The sequence below is a fragment of the Shewanella corallii genome (assembly GCF_023349125.1).
Lineage (GTDB): Bacteria > Pseudomonadota > Gammaproteobacteria > Enterobacterales > Shewanellaceae > Shewanella > Shewanella corallii.
In genome coordinates, this window is the sequence record NZ_JAKIKT010000001.1 from 1,007,798 (window position 1) to 1,030,603 (window position 22,806).

Consider the following 22,806-nt stretch of genomic DNA (forward strand, 5'->3'; position numbering starts at 1 on the left):
AGTGGTAAGCGACAAAGCTTTACGACGAGAAGAGCGTAAAAAAGCGAAGTTGGAGAAAGCTCAAAAGCTGGTGAGCAAAATTACTTTGACTGAGCCAAGTAAAGAAGTATCTGAGTTGCCTCAGTTGGTCTGTCCTAAAGTCCCTCTCACTCCAAAAGACCGTGAAGCTAGACTAAAAAAAGTCCCAGTTTACGATGAAAAACCAGCCATTTATGGTTCTCAAATGACTTGGTGCACAAAACTTTCGGATCTCGAAGGCGATTGGGAGTGGGGGGAACCAAGACAATGGTCTGAGGATGAGTGGGAGGATGAGATTCTACGAGAGCTTGGTGCACTATCTAAGCTTACTTGGTCGGAAATTGCGAAGATGGAGACCGGCGAAGGGAAAAGAAAAAAGAGAAGAAAGAGGCATCATCCGCAACCGATAAGTTCAATCATTCCTGAGGCTCAAGAGCGTTGGAAAGAGCTAGACCTTGAGCAATTTGATACGTCTTATCGCTTTCGTCTCGGAGGTGCTAAGAGAGCTTGGGGGTTTCAATGCGGCGCCCATTTCTATTTGGTTTGGTATGAACGAAACCATCAAATTTACCCCGTCTAGCACAAAAAGGTTGCTCTCAAGGTTTTAACAGGTCAGCCCATGAGAGCATCTTGCTATATTTGAAACATCTTTATAATGAAGACTTAAATAGGGTGCTTCATTTTAGTGTTAATGCCTGAAAACTGCAGAGCACTTTCTCTCAAGTAGGCGATACCCCCGCCCCAGCGAAACTTTGACGCTTTGATTCATAAGCCGCCTTTCTGCCTCTCACTAGTTAACGCAATTGTAATGCGATTTTGTAGTTACTACTTCTAATGACATGAGTGCTGCACGTCCTAATCAAAAAATGGTGAGCTAAATACCCTATTTTAGAGTCTCAACTTGCATGTAAGTGGATACAAGCTTTGGAAAATCAACTTGATAAGGGAAAAGCGATAGACGAGTCATATGCAGTCTAGTAATGTTCTGAATTCAACTAGACCCACTACAGCACCTGCGCATGAATAAAAGGAATCGATGACGATGATCGAAATGCTCTTTGCTCTTTCTCTGCTGGTCAATGCAGGACTAATTGCTTATTCCTACTCTATCCGCAAACAAAACGCGTCGCCTGACGAAGTGAGAGAGAATAGGAAAGAGTCTGAACAAGAAAAGACACAGGAATGTGAACTTGAGGCGGAGCAGTTGGGAACAGATCAAATATTGACGATTAAATCTCCAACATCTAGCTCGATGGAAATCCCATATTTTAAGAGTGAAAAAGACAAACTCTTTTTTCTGCTTAATGAGGTAGATGGAAAGCGTCGCAATCAATTGCTAGGAATCACCTCAGAGATGTATAGCGATGAGCAACTATCAAAACAGTGGTTTAGGAACATATCGAACAAAGTTCATCCGGACAAAAATCAGCAAGATCCTATAGCAACTGAGGCGTTTGATAATCTTAAGAAACTGTACAGTATGATGACGTTGTAAGCGAGGCAGTTATGTCGAACAAACAGCTGCCTATAGTGCGCATCGCTCTGTCTGAACTGCTGACGCCCCAAAAAAGTAATGTATCTATTGATGTCGACTTTAGCATCGATGAAGCCAACCAACAGCTTTTGAAAAAATCGTATAGCGAAGTCAATCCAGATAACAAAACGCACACACCGTACTACCACACAGGGGCTTTAGCGCAAGCTTTGAGCACAGATTTACGAGCGTTTCGAGAAGCGATTGCTGAAGCTGACCGTGATGAGATTCGTCAACAAAACGGTCATATATTTCTTTCGCAAGGCTTGGCGTTGGAAATCATTGATGAACGCTACGAGCAGCCTAGAGATACGAAACAGCAAGTCAAGCACGCGGCAACCAGTCAACTCATTGCAGATGTGGCCGTCATTCCTTATCAGACTGTAGCTGCGATCAGCAGCTTGCAGGCGACAGAGAACAGAGAGCAGCAAACCGAAGAACAGACAAAAGATAAGGATGATGTATGAGTGACACGCCATTACTACCTGATACATTGTTACCTGTCGGCGAAGTTGCTGATGTGACTGTTGTTGAGGTGGGTACTGATACAAATGTCACTAACACGCGTCATTACATGCTGTTAAAGGACGTCCCCGTCGCAACTGGGCTTGACCCTGCTGATGTAGCGCAAAAAGCCTCCGAGACTAGCAGTGACAAAGTAACCACAATCAATGGTAAGCGCTATGTGCGTTTATCTACTGCAAGAAGATGGAACTTACCTAATATGCAAAGTGCCAATGCTGAGCTGCAAGCACAAGCACAGAAGTTCCATCAAGACACTCAGCTTTTACTGTCTCGACCTGAGTCCATTCAACGGCGGTCAATTGCAGCTTCTACGGTTGAGTCTAAGTCCAACATCGCTAAACAAGAATATCGACGCAAACTTGACCAAGAAGGAAAAGGCGACAAGTGTGAGCGCTCAGGAGTTAGTACAGCGAATGAAAAAGCTGAGGTTCACCATAAAAAGCGGGTAGCAGATCGTCCCGAGTTGGCTGCGGAAACCTCTAATATGGAGCTGTTATTGCGCCCAGTTCACAAGGAGGAACACCGTGGCGACAAGAAAGGCTGATAATTAAAGGCGTAAATAGAGCAGTAAAAAATGTGTGAGCTAACAGGTTAGCTTATCGCGTCATATGTGTGACGCTTTTAAGTGATTTTTACTTTTGACAGTGATGATTGCGGCAATATCAACAAAGTTCTTTGGATGCATAGAGTGTGGCCTATGCCTCTTGATACTCGTACTAAGTCTGAGCTAATCTTAGTTTGTATATCATGACAATGACAAAGCCCGCGAGGTGTTGGCGCACCGTTTGAGCGGGCTTAGTTATTTGTTAAATCTGACTCCGATATTTGGCGATGTGGCATAGCTCTTTAGTAGTGCTTCAGAGGGGAAGAATGCGTATAGCCGCTTATGAGCTAAAGCTGATCCGTTTGGATATCGCCTAATGTTCTGCTTTGGGAGAGGAATAAAGTTTCATACGGTTGATCTTGTCTGAACTTGGACATCTGAACACATCACTTTTTGTCTTGCCAAAATTAGGTAATCTGATATTTTGAGTATCGGAGCTGATTGCCAAGGCTGTAAGTGACCTAAAAGACAGCAAATCTAACTACCTGCCCATAGCAGTTGATCTTTATTAACCATGCTGGCAAGAGTAGTGATTTAAACACTTACCACTACCTTTAAAGTCCGGCATCGTTAAGAAAGGATTACTCCCATGAGTATTGACCTCTCAAAACTGTGCGCAGATTTCATGCGTCAAAATCATGCTTCCCAATCTACGACAAAACTGAAAGCTTCACATGCCAGAGAGCTTGTTGCTGCTTTTTTTGGGTATAAGAGTCATGCGGCTCTTATGGCCGAGAAGACTTATCCACTGGTTCAGCTAGAAGAAGCATATATATTCATTCCTGACATACCTTTGATGAATGAGAGACGATCGAGGCTCAATGGCTTGCCAAATGACCTTGGACGCTCAATTGACCTCGCCAAGCTTCTATCAGACATGCTTGCTGATGAAGGGTTAGGTGGTGAATATACTTGGCTCTATGACTCACTAGAAAACTACATTGTCGAAGTCCTACTACCCGATTGCCAATATCTTATAGATAATCAGCTTTCGGGGGCTATGGCTGAAACTAATGCGGAATTTTTCGATAGTCCTTATTACGATGATGTACAAATTGAAGATCGTGGTGATGAACTGGTAGCTATTGCTAAATCCCAGTACAAAGGCAAACCAATGGACGATAAACCATTTTGTGGAGACACTCTTGATATGGTTGTACAGGTGATATTGCCTCGCATAGCTGGCAAGCGTGGTTTTTACGAATACGAGCTTGAAGCTGGAGGCTGCGTCAATGATGATTGGGTAGATCCGGAACTGCGGTATGGTAAACGCTATCAGAGCAGGTTAGCAGAAGAGCTTGGCATAACAGAAGAAGAGCTTGAGTGTTTGGAATGGGATACGCTGGAAAACAGCAGTGATGATGGTTTGATTTATGGCTTTGTTTTAACCTTTGACGAAAGTTGCCCTCCAGAGATATTGGATAAGATCAGAGGTTTATCTGATTCTCTGACTGTCCGCGTTTCAGCCAACGCTTTTGATAGTCCTTATCCGGACGAACCAGAAGAAAATTTGCATTAGGGGGGGAAGTTCATCCCAACCAATATGGCACCCCACAGGGTGCCTTTTGATGCTTTTTTCAGGGGTTTCAAGCCCAAGGCGACGCACGACGGGTAGGGGTTATCTATCGGTTTAAAACCATATTAACTTCTACATTTAATCAATATTATTGGTCTATCGGAGCAAACTTATTCCTCTCCTACAGCTGCTTGGGCAAAAGCTGAGCTAAAAGGTCAACTTGCAGCAAAAAAGCAAAAAAAAATCTGAGCATGGTATAGATGATGGTACCGCAAACCAGTTCAAATCTAACTTGCTGTAATAAAAGGTGGCTTTCCTCTTATTGATGTTAGAGTGGGAATAATCCCGACTTGAACCGCAACTGAAAAAGCGACCTCCGGGTCGCTTTTTTACTGTGTGAAGGTCTGTTTTATTAATGGGGTTTGCCGCTGGAGCGACTTTCAGGGTCATTGGCAGCATCCGGCAATTCTGTTTGCTCTGTGTCCTGCATCCTGGGTTCAGGCTCAAATACCATCACCTTATTACCGCCGAGAGCGGCGCATTGTTGCATCACCTCTTTGGCAGACAATATTGCCAATTTACGGTTGGCCAGCAGGCCATCATACTCCGCAATACCTATGCTGACCGTCAGTCGCAACGACAAGCCTGCAAAGCCAAAAGCGTGTTCGGCAATCATCATACGTAAATGTTCAGCTTTGACTCTGGCGGTATTCATGTCTGCGCCCCCCAACTCAAGCACAAACTCTTCGCCTCCCCAGCGCACAACCCTGTCATGTTTGCGGATTGAGCCCCCGATCAACTCTGCCAGTTTCACCAATTGATAGTCGCAACAGGCCTGACCCTGTTGTTGGCAGAGTTGCTGAAAATCGTCGACAGAGATCATCAGCAGAGCGGCTCTGCGCTCCCGGGTGACATTGGGTGTGTGTTGATAGAAGTTACGGCTGTTGGCCAGACTTGCCAGAGGCGTGCCGGTTGCCAGGTGACTCATCAGCTGGTTCTGATCATTCAGTTGGTGTATACAGCGGATAAGGCCTATGGTCAGAAACAGGCTGCCCAGGGCATCGGGTACCCGCTCCAGCCAACCAGAGGTGATCACCTGGGTGAGGTGGCCACTTAGCTGGATTAGCGCACCGAGATAAAGCATGCTGAAACCGGCTCCAAGCCAGAAACTGACAGCGCCCAGATTGGGCCGGTTGATCAACAGGGTCATGCCCAGCCAGGCGATAACAGGAATGGCGTCGAGCGTGAGCTGAGTGCCCGAATGCGGCAGCACCAATGTATGATTAGCGAGCAGTATCAGCAGCCAGGCAAAGGTTATCCCGATAAGGGCCAGAGGCCAGTTGATGAACCAAAGAGAGGAAGATTTGGGTATCATTTTCCAAGTTTAGTTCAGGCCGGGGAAGTTACCAGTGTGACCGACATTGGCAACTTGATATACTCCGTGTCTGAATATTGAATGGGGCGCAATTGATGCAGGCAGAACAGGATAATCATTGGATGGGTTTGGCGCTGGAAATGGCAGCCAAGGCCGAGGCTCGCGGGGAAGTGCCCGTCGGTGCCGTTTTGGTTAAAGACAATCAATTGCTGGCTGCCGGTTTCAATTTCAGTATTGGGCAACATGACCCCAGTGCTCACGCTGAGATGCAGTGTTTGCGGCAGGCGGGCCAGGTGATACAAAACTATCGTATGCTGGATGCCACCTTGTATGTCACCCTGGAACCTTGCTCCATGTGCGCGGGAGCCATGGTTCACAGTCGTATTAAGCGTGTGGTGTTTGGCGCCCGGGATGCCAAAACCGGTGCAGCGGGTTCAGTGGTGGACTTGTTGAATAACTCAGCCTTCAACCATCAGGTGTCAGTCACTTCCGGCGTGAGAGAGCAGGAATGCGCAGCAATGCTGAGTGATTTTTTCAAGCGTCGCCGCGCGGAAAAGAAAGCGTTGAAGCAGGCAGCCAAAAATCAGCAGGCCAACGGCTGATATTAATGTCAGCAGATCCTAGCTGTTGCGCAGTTGGATAAAGGTGAAAAATTGTTTTTGGCGGTGCAGCATACGCTGATGACGGGCCTTTTGAAGAGTACGGCGACGGGCCGCTGCGTTATTCATCATTTTTCGTTTCATACTTCTTCCTCACAGTTCTCCATTGCTGAATCACTGTTTGCGGCGGGCAGGTCGCCCGCTGATCTCCATGTATTTCGACAGTATCACAATCTCTGATGAAAGAAATATGAATATGGTGAGAAATATTACCAATTTTTCATAGGCTTGCCCGGCGCAGGGAGAGAAATTACTGTGGTGCTGTGACAGCCTCCTCTCCCGGCATCTCTTTGGCTTTCTCCTCTTTGGCTATCGCCTTGGCCGCTTCTGTCTGAGCCTGATGGTCCAGCCATACCAGAGTGTCGTAATAGCGGCGGATATTGTCTACATAGTGGGCGGCTTCACTGCCTCTGGCATAGCCGTAGCGGGTTTTGCTGTAATATTTGCGCTTCTGCAGCAAAGGTAACACCTGCTTGACGTCGCCCCAGCTGCTGGGGTTATAGCCCATTGATTGCGCCAGTTTACGGGCGTCCTCAACGTGTCCCATTCCTATGTTGTAGGAGGCGAGTGCAAACCACATACGTTGATCTTCAGGTATGGAAGCGGGCAGACGGGTCAATATATTGCTCAGGTACTTGGCCCCACCACGAATACTCTGCTCAGGGTCGAGGCGATTGCTGATGCCCATCTGTTTGGCGGTAGGCAAGGTCAGCATCATCAAACCCCGAACCCCGGTTGGAGAGCGGGCATGGGGATTCCAGTGGGATTCCTGATAGGCGGTTGCTGCCAGTTTGCGCCAGTCCAGCTCACCTGAGTATTGTTCAAACCAGGGGCGGTATCTTGGTAGCTTGCTGTCCACGGCACGAATAAAGGCCCGGGTATCTACGTAGTCAAAGCGCTGCACATGACCAAAGTACTTTTCATTCAATTCATCCAGGGTGCCGTTTCTGCGCTCTGAATCCCAGAAAGCCAGTAACTCACTCATCATCCGGTCTGAATTTTGTGCTGACAGCAGCCAAACCACGTTTTGCTCTTCCTGCAAGACCTGAGCGATGCGCAGTTCAGGCAAAAATCTGCGATTGATCTGCAGCGCTGAGGAATCTGCAACTGTATAAGCAATCTCGCCGCTAGCAACCATCTCCAGCAGCTCTTCACTGTCTTTGTCGGCTACCTGCTGCCAGTTGAGCTCAGGGTTGTCCTGTCTCAATGCCATCATGGTATCGACAAAGGCTGAGTCTGCAAGAATGGTCAGGCCTGGACCCAACTCATTAAGGTTCTTACCTGGCTTATTGCCCTCTTTGTAGACCAGTACCTGGTCCACCTGATACAGGGGCGGTCCCATACGAAACTGCTCCCGGCGGGCGAGGGTATCTGTCATCCCTGCAGCGATGATGTCGATATCTTCTTTTTCCAGCGCCCGATAAAGCTCCCCGATAGTGTTGTAGGGAATCATCTTGAGAGGCTTATTCAGGTACTGGGAGAATTTGTCAGCCATCTCATAGTCGAAGCCGCTGAGTCCCTGACCTGTGCTGACATATATCTGCGGGCCATAGAGAGTCCCCACCCGCAGCACGCTGCGCTCGGTCGGAGCAGGAGATTCTACCGGCTCTGGTTCGCAGCCTGAGAATAAAGGCAGAAACAACAGAACCGCCAACAGGCGTTTGAATGTCATAGTGAACAATAATGCGACAGCGGTTGAAAAATGCAATAAGCCGAACGGTGAGTCCCGGGATCACTGACCCGGTATTCCATCGTTTGATTACAGGGAAAATGTTTTCGGCGATGAGGCGCGTTTATAGCACAAATCAGGGCGGTTTCACCAAGCCAATTTGATGATTTGTGAGCCACTTTTTCCTATAATACCGCCTCCTCTTACCCTGTTATCCAATAATATAAAAAGGTGAATAGACGTGATGGAGATCATCCGCGGAGCCCCTGCACTATCGTCGTTCCGGGTGCAGAAACTGCTGGCAGCGTTTAGCAGTGAGTCCCTTCCGGTCAGTGAGATTTATGCCGAGTACATACATCTTGCTGAGTTAAGTGAGCCACTGGATGAAAACGAATCTCAGCAGCTTGCCAAAATCCTCACCTATGGTCCAGCCATGGAATCCCACGCCCCCAGCGGCACCCTGTTCTTCGTCACCCCTCGCCCCGGCACCATCTCCCCCTGGTCCTCCAAAGCAACTGATATTGCCCATAACTGCGGCCTGAACAAAGTTCAGCGTCTGGAGCGGGGTATTGCCTATTATGTTGAGGGTGAGCTGACCCAGGACCAATTGGCTGGAGTTAAGGCGCTTATCCATGACCGTATGATGGAAGTGGTATTGGGTGAATTTGAGCAGGCCTCCATGCTGTTTGCTCACACTGAGCCTGGCACACTTCGCAGCGTGAATGTGCTGGGTGAAGGTCGTCGCGCGCTGGTAACTGCCAATACCGAAATGGGGCTGGCGCTGGCAGAAGATGAAATCGACTATCTGGTAGAGAACTTTGTCCGTCTGGGCCGTAACCCCAACGACATCGAGCTGATGATGTTTGCCCAGGCCAACTCAGAGCATTGTCGCCACAAGATCTTCAACGCCGACTGGACCATAGATGGCGAAGTGCAGCCCAAGTCGCTGTTCAAGATGATCAAAAACACCTTTGAAACCACTCCGGAGCATGTGCTGTCGGCATACAAGGATAACGCCGCGGTAATGGAAGGCTCAGTGGCAGGTCGTTTCTTCCCTGACTCCGACGGAGTTTACCGTTATCACTCAGAGCCTATGCATGTGCTGATGAAGGTGGAAACCCATAACCACCCAACGGCTATCAGCCCATACCCAGGCGCAGCGACCGGCAGTGGCGGTGAGATCCGTGATGAGGGCGCAACCGGACGTGGTTCCAAGCCCAAAGCAGGTCTGACAGGCTTCTCAGTATCCAACCTTAAGATCCCTGGCTTTGTGCAGCCATGGGAAGGGGATTATGGCAAGCCGGAACGTATTGTATCCGCGCTGGATATCATGCTGGATGGCCCACTGGGCGGTGCAGCTTTTAACAATGAATTTGGTCGTCCTGCGCTACTGGGTTACTTCCGCACCTATGAGCAGCAGGTAGCCAGCCACAATGGCGTTGAGGTTCGTGGTTACCATAAGCCTATTATGTTGGCCGGTGGTCTGGGTAATATCCGTGAAGACCACGTACAGAAAGGTGAAATCACCATAGGTGCCAAGCTGATTGTACTGGGTGGCCCAGCCATGAACATTGGTCTGGGCGGCGGCGCGGCCTCCTCTATGGCATCCGGCCAGTCCAGTGAAGATTTGGACTTCGCCTCAGTACAGCGTGAAAACCCTGAGATGGAACGTCGTTGTCAGGAAGTGATCGACCGCTGTTGGCAGATGGGCGATGACAACCCGATCCAGTTTATCCACGATGTGGGTGCCGGTGGCCTGTCCAATGCCTTGCCTGAGCTGGTGAGTGATGGTGGCCGTGGCGGTAAGTTTGAATTGCGTAAGGTGCTGTCTGACGAGCCGGGCATGAGCCCTCTGGAGATTTGGTGTAACGAATCTCAGGAACGCTATGTGTTGTCTGTAGCGGCTGAAAACCTGGATACCTTTGCCGCCATCTGTGAGCGTGAGCGTGCACCATTCGCGGTAGTGGGTGAAGCCACTGAGCAGGAGCACCTGCTGCTGAACGATGAGCACTTCGACAATCAACCCATAGATCTGCCATTGGAAGTGCTGCTGGGCAAAGCGCCCAAGATGAGCCGTGAAGCCGAGACTCTGAAGGCTGAAGGCAAGGCGCTGGATACTGCTGCCATTAGCGTGAAAGAAGCGGTATCCCGGGTACTGAGCTTGCCGACTGTGGCCGACAAAACCTTCCTGATCACCATCGGTGACCGTACGGTAACCGGTCTGGTTAACCGTGACCAGATGGTGGGGCCATGGCAGGTACCTGTAGCCGACTGTGCTGTGACTGCGGCCAGTTTTGACTCCTACGCCGGTGAAGCCATGTCTATGGGTGAGCGTACGCCACTGGCGCTGCTCGATTTCGGCGCCTCTGCCCGTATGGCTGTGGCCGAGTCCATTATGAATATTGCTGGCGCTGATATCGGCGATATGAAGCGTATCAAGCTGTCTGCCAACTGGATGGCGGCAGCCGGTCATCCGGGTGAAGATGCCGGTCTGTACGAAGCAGTTAAAGCTGTGGGTGAGGAGCTGTGTCCTGAACTTGGCCTGACCATTCCTGTGGGTAAGGACTCCATGTCCATGAAAACCGCCTGGCAGGATAACGGTGAGGACAAGAGCGTCACTGCGCCTCTTTCTTTGGTGATCTCAGCCTTTGGTGTGGTGCGTGATATCCGTAACACAGTGACCCCAGAGCTGCGCTCAGATAAAGGCGCGACAGCGCTGCTGCTGGTGGATCTGGCTGATGGCAAGCAACGTCTGGGTGGCTCCTGTCTGGCTCAGGTGTTCGGTGAGTTGGGTGATGCTGCACCGGATCTGGACAAGCCTGCCAACCTTAAAGGTTTCTTCGATGTGACCCAGCAGCTGGTGGCCGATAAGCAAGTGATTGCTTACCACGACCGCAGTGATGGTGGTTTGTTGGCGACTCTGGCCGAGATGGCGTTTGCCGGTAACACTGGTTTGCATATTAATCTGGGTGGCATAGAAGGGGATGATATCTCCCGTCTGTTCAACGAAGAGTTGGGCGGCGTGCTGCAGATCCCTGCCTCTGATGCGCAGGACATTATCAGCCGCTTTGAAGATGTGGGCGTAAGCTGCCACCTGATAGGTAACCTGGCAGATGACATGCAGCTATCTGTATACGACGGCGAACGTGAAGTGCTGAGCGAGTCTTTGATTGACCTGCGTAAGCTGTGGTCTGAGACCACTTACCGTATGCAGGCGATGCGTGATAACCCAGAGTGCGCCAAAGAGGAATTCGCGCTTAAGTTGGATATCAATAACCCCGGCCTGACAGTCGATCTCAGCTATGACGTGGCTGAAGACGTGGCCGCTCCTTATATCCTTAAGGGCGCTGCGCCGAAGATGGCGATTTTGCGCGAGCAGGGTGTGAACTCTCACCTGGAGATGGCGGCGGCATTTGACCGCGCCGGCTTTGAATCCCGTGACGTGCATATGTCGGATATTCTGTCCGGTCGTGTCAGTCTGGAAGGTTTCCAGGGGCTGGTGGCCTGTGGTGGCTTCTCTTACGGTGACGTACTGGGCGCAGGTGAAGGTTGGGCCAAGTCGATTCTGTTTAATGAACTGGCTCGTCAGGAGTTCAGTCGTTTCTTCGAGCGCGGCGACAGCTTTGCTCTGGGTGTATGTAACGGCTGTCAGATGCTGTCCAACCTCAAGTCCATTATTCCCGGCACTGAGCACTGGCCACATTTCGTTCGCAACCGTTCTGAGCGCTTCGAAGCCCGCTTCTCTCTGGTAGAGGTACAGCAGAGCCCATCTCTGTTCTTCGAAGGTATGGCTGGCTCCCGCATGCCAATCGCGGTATCCCATGGTGAGGGCAGGGCGGAGTTTGCGTCTCCCGAGGCGCTGGCTGCAGCAGAAGCTTCCGGCACTGTGTCGCTGCGTTATGTGGATGGTAACGGTAAAGTGGCTGAGCAGTACCCACTGAACCCCAATGGTTCGCCAAACGGTATTACCGGTATCACTACCCTGGATGGCCGCGTCACTCTGATGATGCCGCACCCTGAGCGTGTGTTCCGTACTGTGGCCAATTCCTGGCATCCGGATGAGTGGGGTGAAGACAGCCCCTGGATGCGTATGTTCCGCAATGCCAGAGTGAAGCTGGGCTAAAAACCGGTTGTCACTGCATAGATGAAAGCAGCCTCAGGGCTGCTTTTTTACTGCCCAAAAACCTCAGCAACAGCGTATCAATAGTTTAGAAACACCTGATTCTGGTCGCTTTCAGGGCTTTTAGAGACTTGCATGGGTAAGGGATAATTTGACCGGCAGTGAATTATCAATAGCCAGAGGCCAGAGTCGGTGGGGGCTGGCTCTATCAGTCATGGCGAAAGTAAAGTAAATGTTGCCAAACAATAGGTGTTAGAGTGAATCTCTACAAATTGCGGGTTTTGGCGGTTAAATTTCTTATCCGAAACAGAAAGAAAAAAGCCCGGTTTCAGAAACTGAAACCGGGCCCGTTTTGCGCTAACAAAACTCAAGAAACAGCAAATTGTCTTTACCTGAATTAGAACTCACGCGATTTGAAAAGTTCAGTAAATACAGGCTTGTAAGAGTTAACCAGACGTTCAAAAAACTTTTTCATAGCAAATATCTCCACACAAATTCGATGATTGGTGCGCGGAGCAAATACACCACTTGGTTACTGCGGGTGTATTCAAGCGTCTCCTTAACACGAGGCATATAGTAGCCATAGTGTGAAAAACGATCAAACTAGAAAAAATGTATTTTCACATTAGAAAAAATTATCAATTAATATTTGGTTGCCGTTGGTTGTTGATGGGTAACTTGATGATTTTTATTATTTTAATGTTTTTACTGAGTCGTCTTTAAGTGGTTTTGAGTTAGATTATATAGTCGATAAAATGTTAAAAAATGTGGTTATTCAGGTTTTTTGCTCAATTGACATATTAATGTCATTAACTGGCTGTTTTGCAGGTTTTCGACGGCTTCCCTATCATGATTCCTGGTTATCGACAACCGTGGTAGCGGTTGAAGTGTGCACTTACCCGCAAAAACCATTCAAGCTACTGAGTTTGATTGATTTGCATCAAATGCAGGTGGTATAAAATTGAGGTAAATCAACAAACTTGTGCATTTCTAACTAATTGAAATATATGTGTTTGTTGGTATTTGGGTGATTTCTTGGTGTGTTCCTGGTCGCCGATTTGCAACAATTTGTGACCTGCGTCGCAAAAAGGCCGGGAATTGACCAAATTTCGGGGATCTTCCCCCTCAGTCTGGCAAACTGGGAAAATAAAGGGACGTTTGCCTTGGTCTAGGTAAACGAAATGAAAAATTTAACCATCTTACAAAGGTTCGCACCGGCTACATACCGGTGTTAAGTACCAAGTAAGGAGAGACTGATGATTGTTGAAGAGGTTGTCGAGCTATCGCGCTTTCAATTCGCGCTGACAGCTATGTATCACTTCCTGTTTGTACCTCTCACTCTGGGCATGGCCTTCCTGCTTGCAATTATGGAGTCACTGTATGTGATGACCAACAAGCAGATCTACAAGGACATGACCAAATTCTGGGGCAAGCTGTTTGGTATTAACTTTGCCCTGGGTGTGACTACAGGTCTGGCCATGGAATTCCAGTTTGGTACCAACTGGTCTTACTATTCTCACTATGTGGGTGATATCTTCGGAGCTCCTCTGGCCATTGAAGGTCTGATGGCGTTCTTCCTTGAATCCACCATGGTGGGTATGTTCTTCTTCGGTTGGGATCGCTTCAGCAAGCGTCAGCACCTGGCGGTAACCTGGTTGGTTGCTCTGGGTACCAACCTGTCAGCACTGTGGATTCTGGTTGCAAACGGTTGGATGCAAAACCCTGTGGGCAGCGTATTCAACTACGAAACCATGCGAATGGAGATGACCAGCTTCGCTGAAGTCCTGTTCAACCCGGTTGCTCAGGTTAAGTTTGTACACACTGTTGCTTCAGGTTATGTGACCGGCGCTATGTTCGTACTGGCCATCAGCTCTTACTACATTCTGAAGAAGCGTGACCTGCCATTTGCCCGTCGCTCTTTCGCTATTGCGGCAAGCTTTGGTATGGCCTCTATCCTGTCTGTAATCGTTCTGGGTGACGAATCCGGTTATGAAACCGGTGAAGTACAGAAAGTGAAGCTGGCTGCGATTGAAGCTGAATGGCACACAGAGCCAGCTCCTGCTGCATTTACTGCCTTTGGTTTCCCGAATGATGAAACCATGGAAACCGACTATGCCATCAAGATCCCTTATGTAATGGGTATCATCGCGACCCGTTCGCTGGATGAGCAGGTAACCGGTATCCGTGATCTGGTTACTGAGCACGAAGCCCGTATCCGTAACGGTATGAAGGCATACGCTATGCTCGAACAGCTGCGTGCCGGCAACGAAACCCCTGAACTGCGTGCAGCTTTCGAAGCGGCCAAGGTTGACCTGGGTTACGGTCTGCTGCTGAAGCCATACACAGATAAAGTGGTTGACGCTACTGAAGAGCAGATTAAAGCGGCTGCCCGTTCTTCTATTCCATCTGTAGCACCTCTGTTCTTCAGCTTCCGTATCATGGTGGCATTGGGCTTTGTCATGCTGTTCGTATTCGCAGCAGCCTTCTGGCAGAGCACTCGTCATAAGATTGAAGAGAAGCCATGGGTTCTGAAAGCAGCGCTGTTCAGCCTGCCACTGCCTTGGATCGCTATTGAGTGTGGTTGGTTCGTCGCCGAATACGGCCGTCAGCCATGGACCATTTCTGAAGTTCTGCCGACCTTTATGTCTGCCTCCAGCCTGTCTGTCAGCGACATCTGGTTCAGTATCATCACTATCACTGCTTTCTACACTGTATTGCTGGTTGTAGAAGTGTACCTGATGCTGAAGTTTGCGCGCCTGGGCCCCAGCAGCCTGAAGACAGGTCGTTACCACTTTGAGAAGCTGGAAGCTTGATAGGGGAATACCATGTTTGATTATGAAATCCTGAGATTTATCTGGTGGGCCCTGGTAGGCGTATTGTTTATCGGCTTTGCGGTTACCGACGGCTTCGATATGGGTGTAGGTGCTTTGCTGCCAATTCTGGGCAAAGATGACACCGAACGCCGCATTATGATTAACACTGTTGCCCCTCACTGGGACGGCAACCAGGTGTGGTTGATCACAGCCGGTGGTGCACTGTTTGCTGCATGGCCAACTGTGTACGCAGTATCTTTCTCTGGCTTCTATGTAGCTATGATGCTGGTACTGTTTGCCTTGTTCCTGCGTCCTGTTGGCTTTGACTATCGCTCCAAGATTGAAGATCCAAGATGGCGCAAGACCTGGGACTGGGCACTGTTCGTAGGTAGCTTCGTACCGCCTCTGATTATTGGTGTGGCCTTTGGTAACCTGCTGCAGGGTGTGCCTTTCCGTTTCGACGAATACCTGCGCGCCTTCTATGAAGGTAACCTGTTTGGTTTGTTGAACCCATACGGTCTGCTGGCCGGTCTGGTATCTGTATCTATGTTTATGATGCAGGGTGCGACCTGGTTGCAGATGAAGACTGAAGGTGATCTGCGTGCCCGCGCTGCCAAGGCGGCTCAGTTTGCTGCAGTTGCACTGGTGGTAATGTTTGGTGCTGCAGGTCTGTGGTTGTCCAACATGGACGGTTACGTCATCACTTCCGCCATTGATACTGCTGCAGCATCCAACCCAGCGGGTAAGACTGTTGAGCTGGTCTCCGGCGCCTGGATGGCCAACTATGACAAGTACCCAGTGACCATGCTGTTCCCTGTATTGGGTCTGGCTATGCCTCTGCTGGTGGCTCTGTTCAGTCGCATGAACCGCTCTGGCTTTGCCTTCCTGTTCAGCTCCCTGACAATTGCCAGTGTGATCCTGACCTGTGGTGCAGCTATGTTCCCATTCGTGATGCCATCTTCTCTGGAGCCGAATGTGAGCCTGACCATGTGGGATGCGACTGCCAGCCAGATGACTTTGACAGTGATGACCTGGGCTGCGATTATCTTCGTACCTATCGTCCTGAGCTACACCATCTGGACTTACATCAAGATGTACGGCCGCCTGAACCGTCAGTACATTGAAGACAACAAGACTTCACTTTACTGATTAAGGAGAAGATTAGTATGTGGTATTTCACCTGGATCCTGGGCGTATTACTGGCCTGCTCATTCGGTATCATCAACGCCCTGTGGCTTGAAACAACCGAAAACATGGACAGAGATTCCGAACTGGAAGACTAACAGGATAACCTGATAAAAAGCCCCGCAATGCGGGGCTTTTTGCTTTTGCTGATTTTGTAATCATTGATGAATCCGATTTAACTCAAGCCTGCCAATTCAAAATTAACAAAGTGATCTGCATCACAAATCGTTAGGTCATCAGGTGTGACAATTTGTATCTGAGGGTGTGTCGGTTCAATAAACAGTTATTCCAGCCTGACTCCGGGGGATCAACCTCTTTGCCTCCCGCATCCTCCCGCGGACTTACCGCTTCTTAATTATCCCCTGTAGTTGGACGAATCCCGTCGTCGCATGGGGATCTCAGAGCTATTTCTGGAGTGAAACATGATCCTGGATCAGGTTGTAGACTTGTCGCGCCTGCAGTTTGCGCTGACTGCCATGTACCATTTCCTGTTCGTGCCGCTGACGATTGGATTGGTGTTCCTGTTGGCCATCATGGAAACCCTGTACGTGATGACCGGCGAGGTAATTTATAAAGATATGACCCGCTTCTGGGGCAAGTTGTTTGGTATTAACTTTGCCCTGGGTGTTACCACAGGTCTGGCAATGGAGTTCCAGTTCGGGACCAACTGGTCATACTATTCCCACTATGTGGGCGACATCTTTGGTGCGCCCCTGGCCATTGAAGCCCTGATGGCCTTCTTCCTTGAATCTACCATGGTGGGGATGTTCTTCTTCGGATGGGACAGATTCAGCAAACGCCAGCACCTGGCCGTAACCTGGTTGGTGGCTGTTGGCACCAACCTGTCTGCAATGTGGATTTTGGTCGCCAATGGCTGGATGCAAAACCCTGTTGGCGCTGTGTTCAATGACCACACCATGCGCATGGAGCTGACCAGCTTCAAGGAAGTGCTGTTTAACCCCATTGCCCAAACCAAATTTGTTCATACGGTGTCGGCTGGCTACGTGGCCGGAGCCATGTTTGTGCTGGCCATCAGCGCCTACTATCTGCTGAAAAAGCGTGATTTTGAGTTTGCCCGCCGTTCTTTCGCCATCGCGGCAGCTTTTGGTGCAGCCGCAATTGTGATGACGCTGATTTTGGGCGATGAATCGGGTTATGAGATTGGTAAAGTGCAACCCACCAAGTTGGCTGCTATGGAAGCGGAATGGCACACTGAGCCGGCACCGGCCGGTTTATTGCTGTTTGGCTTCCCTGATGAGCACACCATGAGTAACAGCATGCCGGTAAAAATCCCTTATGCACTGGGTCTTATCGCCACCCGCAGTCTGGATACTCAGGTTGAAGGTATCAAGCCTTTGATTGTCAAAAATGAGCAGCGTATCCGCAATGGTATGCAGGCCTATGGTTTGCTGGAGAAGATACGTCATGGTGATAAATCATCTGAAGTTCGCCAGCAGTTTGATGCCCTGAAATCGGATCTGGGTTATGGCCTGCTGCTGAAGCGCTATACAGACAAGGTGGTGAACGCCACTGACGCGCAAATCAAGGCTGCCGCCCAGGATACGGTTCCCGATGTGCCACCTCTGTACTGGAGTTTCCGTATCATGATTGGTGCGGGTATGGCGCTGCTGGCGGTGATGCTGCTGGCGCTGGCATCCTGCTTTAAGCCTGCGCTGCAGCAGAAAGCCGGTTTGTTGAAGCTGTTCCTGTTCGCCTTGCCTTTGCCCTGGCTGGCTATTGAGAGTGGCTGGTTCCTGGCCGAATTTGGCCGCCAACCCTGGACCATCTACAACGTGCTGCCAACGTCCATTTCAGCGTCCAGTCTGAGTGTGGCGGACCTTTGGTTCAGTATCGGTGCCATTACCCTGTTCTACGCCATATTCCTGGTGATTGAACTCTTCCTTATGTTCCATGTAGCGCGCAAAGGCCCAAGCAGTTTGAAGACCGGCCGTTACCACTTTGAAAAGCTGGCAGCTTGATAGGGGACAAGTATGTTTGACTATGAAACGTTAAGGCTCATCTGGTGGGCGCTGATCGGTGTACTCTTTATCGGTTTTGCGGTAACAGACGGATTCGATATGGGGGTAGGTGCTTTGCTGCCTGTCCTTGGCCGGGACGACACCGAGCGGCGGGTGATGATCAACACTGTGGCACCTCACTGGGACGGCAACCAGGTGTGGTTGATCACCGCCGGTGGCGCTTTGTTTGCCGCCTGGCCAACTGTCTATGCTGTGTCATTCTCCGGCTTCTATGTGGCTATGATGCTGGTGCTGCTCGCACTATATCTGCGTCCGGTGGGATTTGATTATCGGTCTAAACTGGATAATCCGAAATGGCGTAAAAGCTGGGATTGGGCGCTGTTTTTCGGCAGTTTTATTCCGCCACTGATTATCGGTGTGGCGTTTGGCAATCTGTTGCAGGGCGTACCTTTCCGCTTTGATGAGTATTTGCGTGCTTACTACGAAGGTAATTTGCTGGGCCTCCTCAACGGCTTTGGTATTCTTGCCGGCCTGGTGTCCGTCTCCATGTTTATGATGCAGGGTGCATGCTGGTTGCAGATGAAAACCGAAGGCGATCTGCGTGCCCGTGCCGCCAAAGCCGCCCAGGCTGCTGCGGTAGTGATGGCGATTCTGTTTGCTTTGGCTGGCTTGTGGTTGTCCCATATGAATGGCTATGTCGTGACCTCAGTTATTGATACCGCCGCCGCATCCGACCCCGCAGTCAAAACCGTCGAGATAGTTGCCGGTGCCTGGCTGGCAAACTATGACCTCTATCCCGCGACTATGCTGTTCCCTGTGCTGGGTTTGGTGATGCCCATGTTGGTGATTCTGGCCAGTCTGGTTAAGCGTTCCGGCTTCGCCTTCCTGTTCAGCTCCCTTGCTGTTGCCGGGGTAATACTGACCTGTGGCTCAGCCATGTTCCCATTCGTGATGCCATCATCACTGGAACCCAATGTGAGCCTGACCATGTGGGATGCCACCGCCAGCCAACTCACACTGACAGTGATGACCTGGGCAGCGATTATTTTTGTGCCCATAGTGCTGAGCTACACCATCTGGACCTATTTCAAGATGTATGGCCGCCTGAGCCGTCAGTACATTGAAGACAACAAGACTTCACTCTACTGATTAAGGAGAAGATGTATATGTGGTATTTCACCTGGATTTTAGGCGTATTGCTGGCCTGTTCATTCGGAATCATCAATGCCCTGTGGCTTGAAACTACCGAAAACAGGGATAGAAAAGGCGGTTTGGAAAGCTAGCTTGTGTGTTTTTGTGGCCTGCAGGGAGTGTCATCTGGCGCTCCCTGCTTTCGTTTGAACTGGCGAAGATTATGCCAACTTGTTGAAGAAATTATCAAAACTATGAACCGGGCCGTAACCCTGTATTAAATTGCAAACAGGCACTAGGGCACAGGGATTTTCCCTGATAGCATGAATGTGTGTTTTTTAGTCAACCAAGACGATTAAGGAGCGTGCCATGTTGGGAGAAAATCACTCACTTACCCATGACTTCCCTGAGTTTACCGATCTTATCCATCAACTTACCAAATCCAATGAACACTTCGCCCACAGATCCCGGCGCTATCACGAACTAGATAAAGAAATCCGCACCTTGGAACTGAACGACGTTCCCACATCTGACGAGCGCTTTATTGCGTTGAAGGCAGAGCGGGTGGAGCTCAAAGATGAACTCCACTATATGTTAACCCAACATTCCAGTTAGGCCGTTTGCGCCCGCAATTGACGGGCCGATGGCTTCATCCACAGGCGGTACATTACCGGCACCCAGACAAGTGATAACAGGGTGGTCAGTAAGGTGCCGCCGGCAATAGCAATAGCGAAAGGTGGCCAGAAGCCGCCACCTGCCATAATCAGAGGCAAAAAGCCGCCTACCGTGGTGATGGTAGTGGAACCAATATGACGTCCACAGGTTGCTACAGTGGCTGTAATTAACTCAGGTTGTCCCAGCCTGGCATCCGGGGTGTCTTCCAGCTCCGCCAGAATCACAATAGCGGCGTTGATCGCCAGCCCCATCAAACCCAGCAAACCGATAATCACGGTAAAGCCAAACGGGTAGCCAAACAGATACACCATCAGGAGTCCCAACCCCGCACTTTGCAATGCGCTGAGCAGGATAATGCCGGTCAGGCGGAATGAGTTAAACGATAGAACCAGAGTGGTCAGCAGGGCGGTGACAACCAGCACGATATTGGACATCAGGTTGCCCACGGCTTCATCCCGTTTGGCACTCTCGCCACCCACTTCAATATGGTATCCCGCCGGGATGTCCATCTCAGCAAGACCGGGTTTAATGGCTTCCAGTACCTTGGCGGGCAGCACATCTGCAGTGATATAGGCTTCTATGGTATTGACCCTTTCACCATTACGGCGGGGTATCGCCCCACGACTGACCTGAATATCCACTTCACTCAGGGCCGACAGCGGAATACCTGAACCAGCGTTTGAGATCAGCATGAGTTCACTGAGGCGACTGGCTTCGGTCCTTTGCTCCTCGCCCAGACGCACCCGCACCGGTAAAGACTGGGTCTGTTCGAGTATGCTGCCACCGGTCAGGCCTGTGGTGGACATCTGGATCTGATTGGCAATGTCGGTGAGAGACAGACCACTGGCCAGGCCCGCATCTTCATCAATCTGGAACCACACCTTGGGAGCGCCTGCACTCAGGGTTCCCCGCGTTTGAATCACATCCGGGGTGGCGGCAAGCAGGCCACGAACTTGTTCACCCAGGGCGGTGAGCGTATCCAGGTTGGGGCCATAAACCCGGATTTCGACCGGGGCGTTGAATGGCGGGCCCTGTTCAAGTTTGCGCACCAATATCTGGGCTTCGGGGAAGGCTTGATCCAACTCCATCTGCAATTGAGGGATCAGCTCATTGGCAGTATCAAAATCGCTGACTTTCACCATAGCCTGGGCGTAGTTTGCAGCCCCTTGCTGGCGCTGAGTCATGTTGTAGTAGAAGGAGGGGAAGTTACCCCCTACCACCCAATCGATTCTCTGCACTTCCTGGTGGGCTGCCATCCGCTCCTGCATGGTATGGATAAGGCTGAGGGTATTGTCCAGGCTCGATTGGGGAGCCAGATACACCTCAATCTGGAACATATCTCTGTCAGATGGGGGAAAGAACTGCTCTGTCATTTTGCTGGCAGCCCAGAAGCCGGTCAGGGGCAGAATGCCGATGGCCAGCGCTGCGAAAACAGGTTTACGCAGAGCAAACAGCAAGCTGGCACGGTAGGCACTGGCCAGCCAGGGCAGTTCAATGCCGGATTCATACCAGTGATGGTGGTTGGTGCAACTGGTAAAGCGTCCCGCCAGACCGGCCACCAGGGTATGAGAGATAAGGTAAGAGCCCAACAGGGCAAACATCACTGAGATAGCGATGCCGCCGACAAACTCACCTGCTGCGCCCGGCATAAGAACAATGGGGGCAAATGCCAGCATGGTGGTAATGGTTGAACCCGCCAGTGGCAGCCACAGGTGTTTAAGGGTTGCTGTCACTGCCTCTATGGCTGTTTGTCCTTCACGCCTGCGCTGGGCGATGGCATCGACTATTACAATGGCGTTATCCACCATAATCCCCAGCGCCACTACCAGACCGGTAATAGACATCTGGTGAATTGGCAGACCCACAAACTTCATACATGCCAGGGTGAACAGCGCGGTTAAGGGCAGGGAGATGGCAACCACCAGAGCATTTTTCAGCCCCAGGGTCAGCATGAGTACGGCCAGAATCAGTCCAAAACCAATTAACAGGCTCTGAACCAACTCTGACAAACGGATATTGGTATAGCTTTCCTGCTCGAACAGCCATTCCACCTTGATATTGGTTGGCAGGTTGGCTTCGAAATTGGCTATGGTGTCTCTCACTTTGGCCTGCCAGATATCGACCCGGGTGTTGCTCAGCATACGGGCTGACACCAGAATGCCCTGTTTGCCGTCAATCAGGGCAATGCTGTTGGCCGGGGTTCTGACTTGCCGCTCCACTGTGGCGACATCGCCAAGACGGATAACCTGACCCGAGCTGTCGATTTTCAGTGGCACCTTGCGGATACGGGCAAGGGAATCAAGTTCACCGGATACTTCCACCAAAGCACGGAAGTGCTGGTTCATCATCTCACCGGCACTGACCTTGGTATCTGCGTTGTTGAGCGCGGCAGCCACCGCTGCCGGGGTCAGGCCCAGTTGATTGATCTTGACGCCATCGAGCTCAACCAGCACTTCCTCTACCGGCTCGCCATCCAGCAAGGCAAAGTCGGTGCCCGACAGCAGCCGCAGTCTGTTTTGCAGCTCAATAGCGTAGCGGTTGAGAATATCCGGCTGCACATCACCGGCACCTTGCCAGCTCAGTCCCAGAATCACCGTATTGGCGAAGCCGAACTGGTCATTGAGTATGGTGTTTTGGGCAGGGGCGGGCAGCAGGTGTTGGCTATCACCAACCAGATCTCTGGCCCGGGACCAGACGGGATCGGTATTGATAATCTCATCTTTAAGCTCCAGCTGAATAACTGAAATGCCCGGCCTGGAGGTGGACATAACCAGCTTAACTTCTTCCAGTCGACGCAGCTCCTGCTCCAGCACTTCTGTGACCAGCACTTCAACCCGCTCAGCGGATGCGCCCGGATATTGGGTGATGACAGATGCAAAACGGTTGGTGATGTCCGGGTCTTCCATGCGGGGCAGGGTATTGATAGCCCCAAGCCCTGCCACCAGTAACAGCGCGATAATCAGGCTGGCCAGGCGACCGTTTTCAATCAACGACTTGACCATA

The 22,806-nt window shown here is 50.5% G+C and carries 18 protein-coding genes; 14 read left to right on the forward strand and 4 right to left on the reverse strand.

Annotated elements, in window-relative coordinates; genetic code table 11:
* The first annotated feature begins 1 nt into the window (after position 1).
* From L2725_RS04405 to L2725_RS04425, 5 genes are all read left to right on the forward strand, one after another.
* Positions 2–598 carry a hypothetical protein gene (locus L2725_RS04405; protein ID WP_249247809.1) on the forward strand — a complete coding sequence of 199 codons (597 nt, stop codon included), beginning with the start codon at positions 2–4 and terminating at the stop codon, positions 596–598.
* A 456-nt stretch (positions 599–1,054) separates the two neighbouring features.
* The gene (locus L2725_RS04410) at positions 1,055–1,513 is read left to right on the forward strand and encodes a J domain-containing protein (protein WP_249247810.1); all 459 of its coding nucleotides are present in this window, start codon (positions 1,055–1,057) and stop codon (positions 1,511–1,513) included.
* A gap of 11 nt (positions 1,514–1,524) precedes the next feature.
* A complete protein-coding gene (locus L2725_RS04415; protein ID WP_249247812.1) occupies positions 1,525–2,019 on the forward strand; it encodes a hypothetical protein in 495 nt (164 codons plus the stop codon).
* Positions 2,016–2,621, forward strand: coding sequence for an HNH endonuclease signature motif containing protein (locus L2725_RS04420; RefSeq protein WP_249247814.1), 606 nt, complete (start codon positions 2,016–2,018; stop codon positions 2,619–2,621). The genes L2725_RS04415 and L2725_RS04420 overlap by 4 nt, the downstream gene beginning before the upstream one ends.
* A 649-nt stretch (positions 2,622–3,270) precedes the next feature.
* Positions 3,271–4,200 carry a hypothetical protein gene (locus L2725_RS04425; RefSeq protein ID WP_249247816.1) on the forward strand — a complete coding sequence of 310 codons (930 nt, stop codon included), beginning with the start codon at positions 3,271–3,273 and terminating at the stop codon, positions 4,198–4,200.
* Between the two features lie 409 nt (positions 4,201–4,609).
* Here the strand turns inward: L2725_RS04425 and L2725_RS04430 are convergent, their stop codons facing one another.
* On the reverse strand, positions 4,610–5,572 hold the full coding sequence (locus tag L2725_RS04430; RefSeq protein ID WP_249247818.1) for a GGDEF domain-containing protein: 963 nt from the start codon (positions 5,570–5,572) through the stop codon (positions 4,610–4,612).
* A 95-nt stretch (positions 5,573–5,667) separates the two neighbouring features.
* Between L2725_RS04430 and tadA the strand changes: the two genes are divergently transcribed.
* Positions 5,668–6,174 (forward strand): tRNA adenosine(34) deaminase TadA, encoded by a 507-nt coding sequence (gene tadA / locus L2725_RS04435; protein ID WP_248934594.1) that lies wholly within the window; start codon positions 5,668–5,670, stop codon positions 6,172–6,174.
* Positions 6,175–6,192: 18 nt separating this feature from the next.
* Here the strand turns inward: tadA and L2725_RS23180 are convergent, their stop codons facing one another.
* A complete protein-coding gene (locus L2725_RS23180; protein ID WP_283106315.1) occupies positions 6,193–6,315 on the reverse strand; it encodes a hypothetical protein in 123 nt (40 codons plus the stop codon).
* A gap of 166 nt (positions 6,316–6,481) precedes the next feature.
* Positions 6,482–7,903, reverse strand: coding sequence for a membrane-bound lytic murein transglycosylase MltF (mltF, locus tag L2725_RS04440; protein WP_249247819.1), 1,422 nt, complete (start codon positions 7,901–7,903; stop codon positions 6,482–6,484).
* A 241-nt stretch (positions 7,904–8,144) separates the two neighbouring features.
* Between mltF and purL the strand changes: the two genes are divergently transcribed.
* From purL to L2725_RS04480, 8 genes are all read left to right on the forward strand, one after another.
* The gene (gene purL / locus L2725_RS04445) at positions 8,145–12,023 is read left to right on the forward strand and encodes a phosphoribosylformylglycinamidine synthase (protein WP_249247992.1); all 3,879 of its coding nucleotides are present in this window, start codon (positions 8,145–8,147) and stop codon (positions 12,021–12,023) included.
* A gap of 1,253 nt (positions 12,024–13,276) precedes the next feature.
* Positions 13,277–14,833, forward strand: coding sequence for a cytochrome ubiquinol oxidase subunit I (locus L2725_RS04450; protein ID WP_115135064.1), 1,557 nt, complete (start codon positions 13,277–13,279; stop codon positions 14,831–14,833).
* A gap of 12 nt (positions 14,834–14,845) precedes the next feature.
* Positions 14,846–15,982, forward strand: a complete 1,137-nt coding sequence (cydB, locus tag L2725_RS04455; RefSeq protein WP_249247820.1) for a cytochrome d ubiquinol oxidase subunit II — start codon at positions 14,846–14,848, stop codon at positions 15,980–15,982.
* Positions 15,983–15,999: 17 nt separating this feature from the next.
* The gene (cydX, locus tag L2725_RS04460) at positions 16,000–16,116 is read left to right on the forward strand and encodes a cytochrome bd-I oxidase subunit CydX (protein ID WP_115135060.1); all 117 of its coding nucleotides are present in this window, start codon (positions 16,000–16,002) and stop codon (positions 16,114–16,116) included.
* Between the two features lie 324 nt (positions 16,117–16,440).
* Positions 16,441–17,997 carry a cytochrome ubiquinol oxidase subunit I gene (locus tag L2725_RS04465; RefSeq protein ID WP_249247821.1) on the forward strand — a complete coding sequence of 519 codons (1,557 nt, stop codon included), beginning with the start codon at positions 16,441–16,443 and terminating at the stop codon, positions 17,995–17,997.
* Positions 17,998–18,009: 12 nt separating this feature from the next.
* Complete coding sequence (gene cydB, locus L2725_RS04470; protein WP_249247822.1) at positions 18,010–19,146, forward strand: cytochrome d ubiquinol oxidase subunit II; 1,137 nt, start codon at positions 18,010–18,012, stop codon at positions 19,144–19,146.
* A gap of 17 nt (positions 19,147–19,163) precedes the next feature.
* Positions 19,164–19,280, forward strand: coding sequence for a cytochrome bd-I oxidase subunit CydX (gene cydX / locus L2725_RS04475; RefSeq protein ID WP_248934600.1), 117 nt, complete (start codon positions 19,164–19,166; stop codon positions 19,278–19,280).
* Positions 19,281–19,497: 217 nt separating this feature from the next.
* A complete protein-coding gene (locus tag L2725_RS04480; RefSeq protein ID WP_249247823.1) occupies positions 19,498–19,743 on the forward strand; it encodes an HP1242/YdcH family protein in 246 nt (81 codons plus the stop codon).
* On the opposite strand, the gene L2725_RS04485 is transcribed toward L2725_RS04480, so the two are convergent.
* Positions 19,740–22,805 carry an efflux RND transporter permease subunit gene (locus L2725_RS04485; RefSeq protein WP_249247824.1) on the reverse strand — a complete coding sequence of 1,022 codons (3,066 nt, stop codon included), beginning with the start codon at positions 22,803–22,805 and terminating at the stop codon, positions 19,740–19,742. The genes L2725_RS04480 and L2725_RS04485 overlap by 4 nt on opposite strands.
* Position 22,806 lies beyond the last annotated feature (1 nt).

Bases quoted from the DNA above. Each gene is read 5' to 3' on its own strand.
- mltF (WP_249247819.1), bottom strand. From the start codon at position 7,903: ATGACATTCAAACGCCTGTTGGCGGTTCTGTTGTTTCTGCCTTTATTC.
- L2725_RS23180 (WP_283106315.1), bottom strand. From the start codon at position 6,315: ATGAAACGAAAAATGATGAATAACGCAGCGGCCCGTCGCCGTACTCTT.
- L2725_RS04465 (WP_249247821.1), top strand. From the start codon at position 16,441: ATGATCCTGGATCAGGTTGTAGACTTGTCGCGCCTGCAGTTTGCGCTG.
- cydB (WP_249247822.1), top strand. From the start codon at position 18,010: ATGTTTGACTATGAAACGTTAAGGCTCATCTGGTGGGCGCTGATCGGT.
- L2725_RS04410 (WP_249247810.1), top strand. From the start codon at position 1,055: ATGACGATGATCGAAATGCTCTTTGCTCTTTCTCTGCTGGTCAATGCA.
- L2725_RS04420 (WP_249247814.1), top strand. From the start codon at position 2,016: ATGAGTGACACGCCATTACTACCTGATACATTGTTACCTGTCGGCGAA.
- cydX (WP_115135060.1), top strand. From the start codon at position 16,000: ATGTGGTATTTCACCTGGATCCTGGGCGTATTACTGGCCTGCTCATTC.
- L2725_RS04430 (WP_249247818.1), bottom strand. From the start codon at position 5,572: ATGATACCCAAATCTTCCTCTCTTTGGTTCATCAACTGGCCTCTGGCC.
- cydX (WP_248934600.1), top strand. From the start codon at position 19,164: ATGTGGTATTTCACCTGGATTTTAGGCGTATTGCTGGCCTGTTCATTC.
- L2725_RS04415 (WP_249247812.1), top strand. From the start codon at position 1,525: ATGTCGAACAAACAGCTGCCTATAGTGCGCATCGCTCTGTCTGAACTG.
- cydB (WP_249247820.1), top strand. From the start codon at position 14,846: ATGTTTGATTATGAAATCCTGAGATTTATCTGGTGGGCCCTGGTAGGC.
- L2725_RS04450 (WP_115135064.1), top strand. From the start codon at position 13,277: ATGATTGTTGAAGAGGTTGTCGAGCTATCGCGCTTTCAATTCGCGCTG.
- L2725_RS04425 (WP_249247816.1), top strand. From the start codon at position 3,271: ATGAGTATTGACCTCTCAAAACTGTGCGCAGATTTCATGCGTCAAAAT.
- L2725_RS04480 (WP_249247823.1), top strand. From the start codon at position 19,498: ATGTTGGGAGAAAATCACTCACTTACCCATGACTTCCCTGAGTTTACC.
- L2725_RS04485 (WP_249247824.1), bottom strand. From the start codon at position 22,805: ATGGTCAAGTCGTTGATTGAAAACGGTCGCCTGGCCAGCCTGATTATC.
- tadA (WP_248934594.1), top strand. From the start codon at position 5,668: ATGCAGGCAGAACAGGATAATCATTGGATGGGTTTGGCGCTGGAAATG.
- purL (WP_249247992.1), top strand. From the start codon at position 8,145: ATGGAGATCATCCGCGGAGCCCCTGCACTATCGTCGTTCCGGGTGCAG.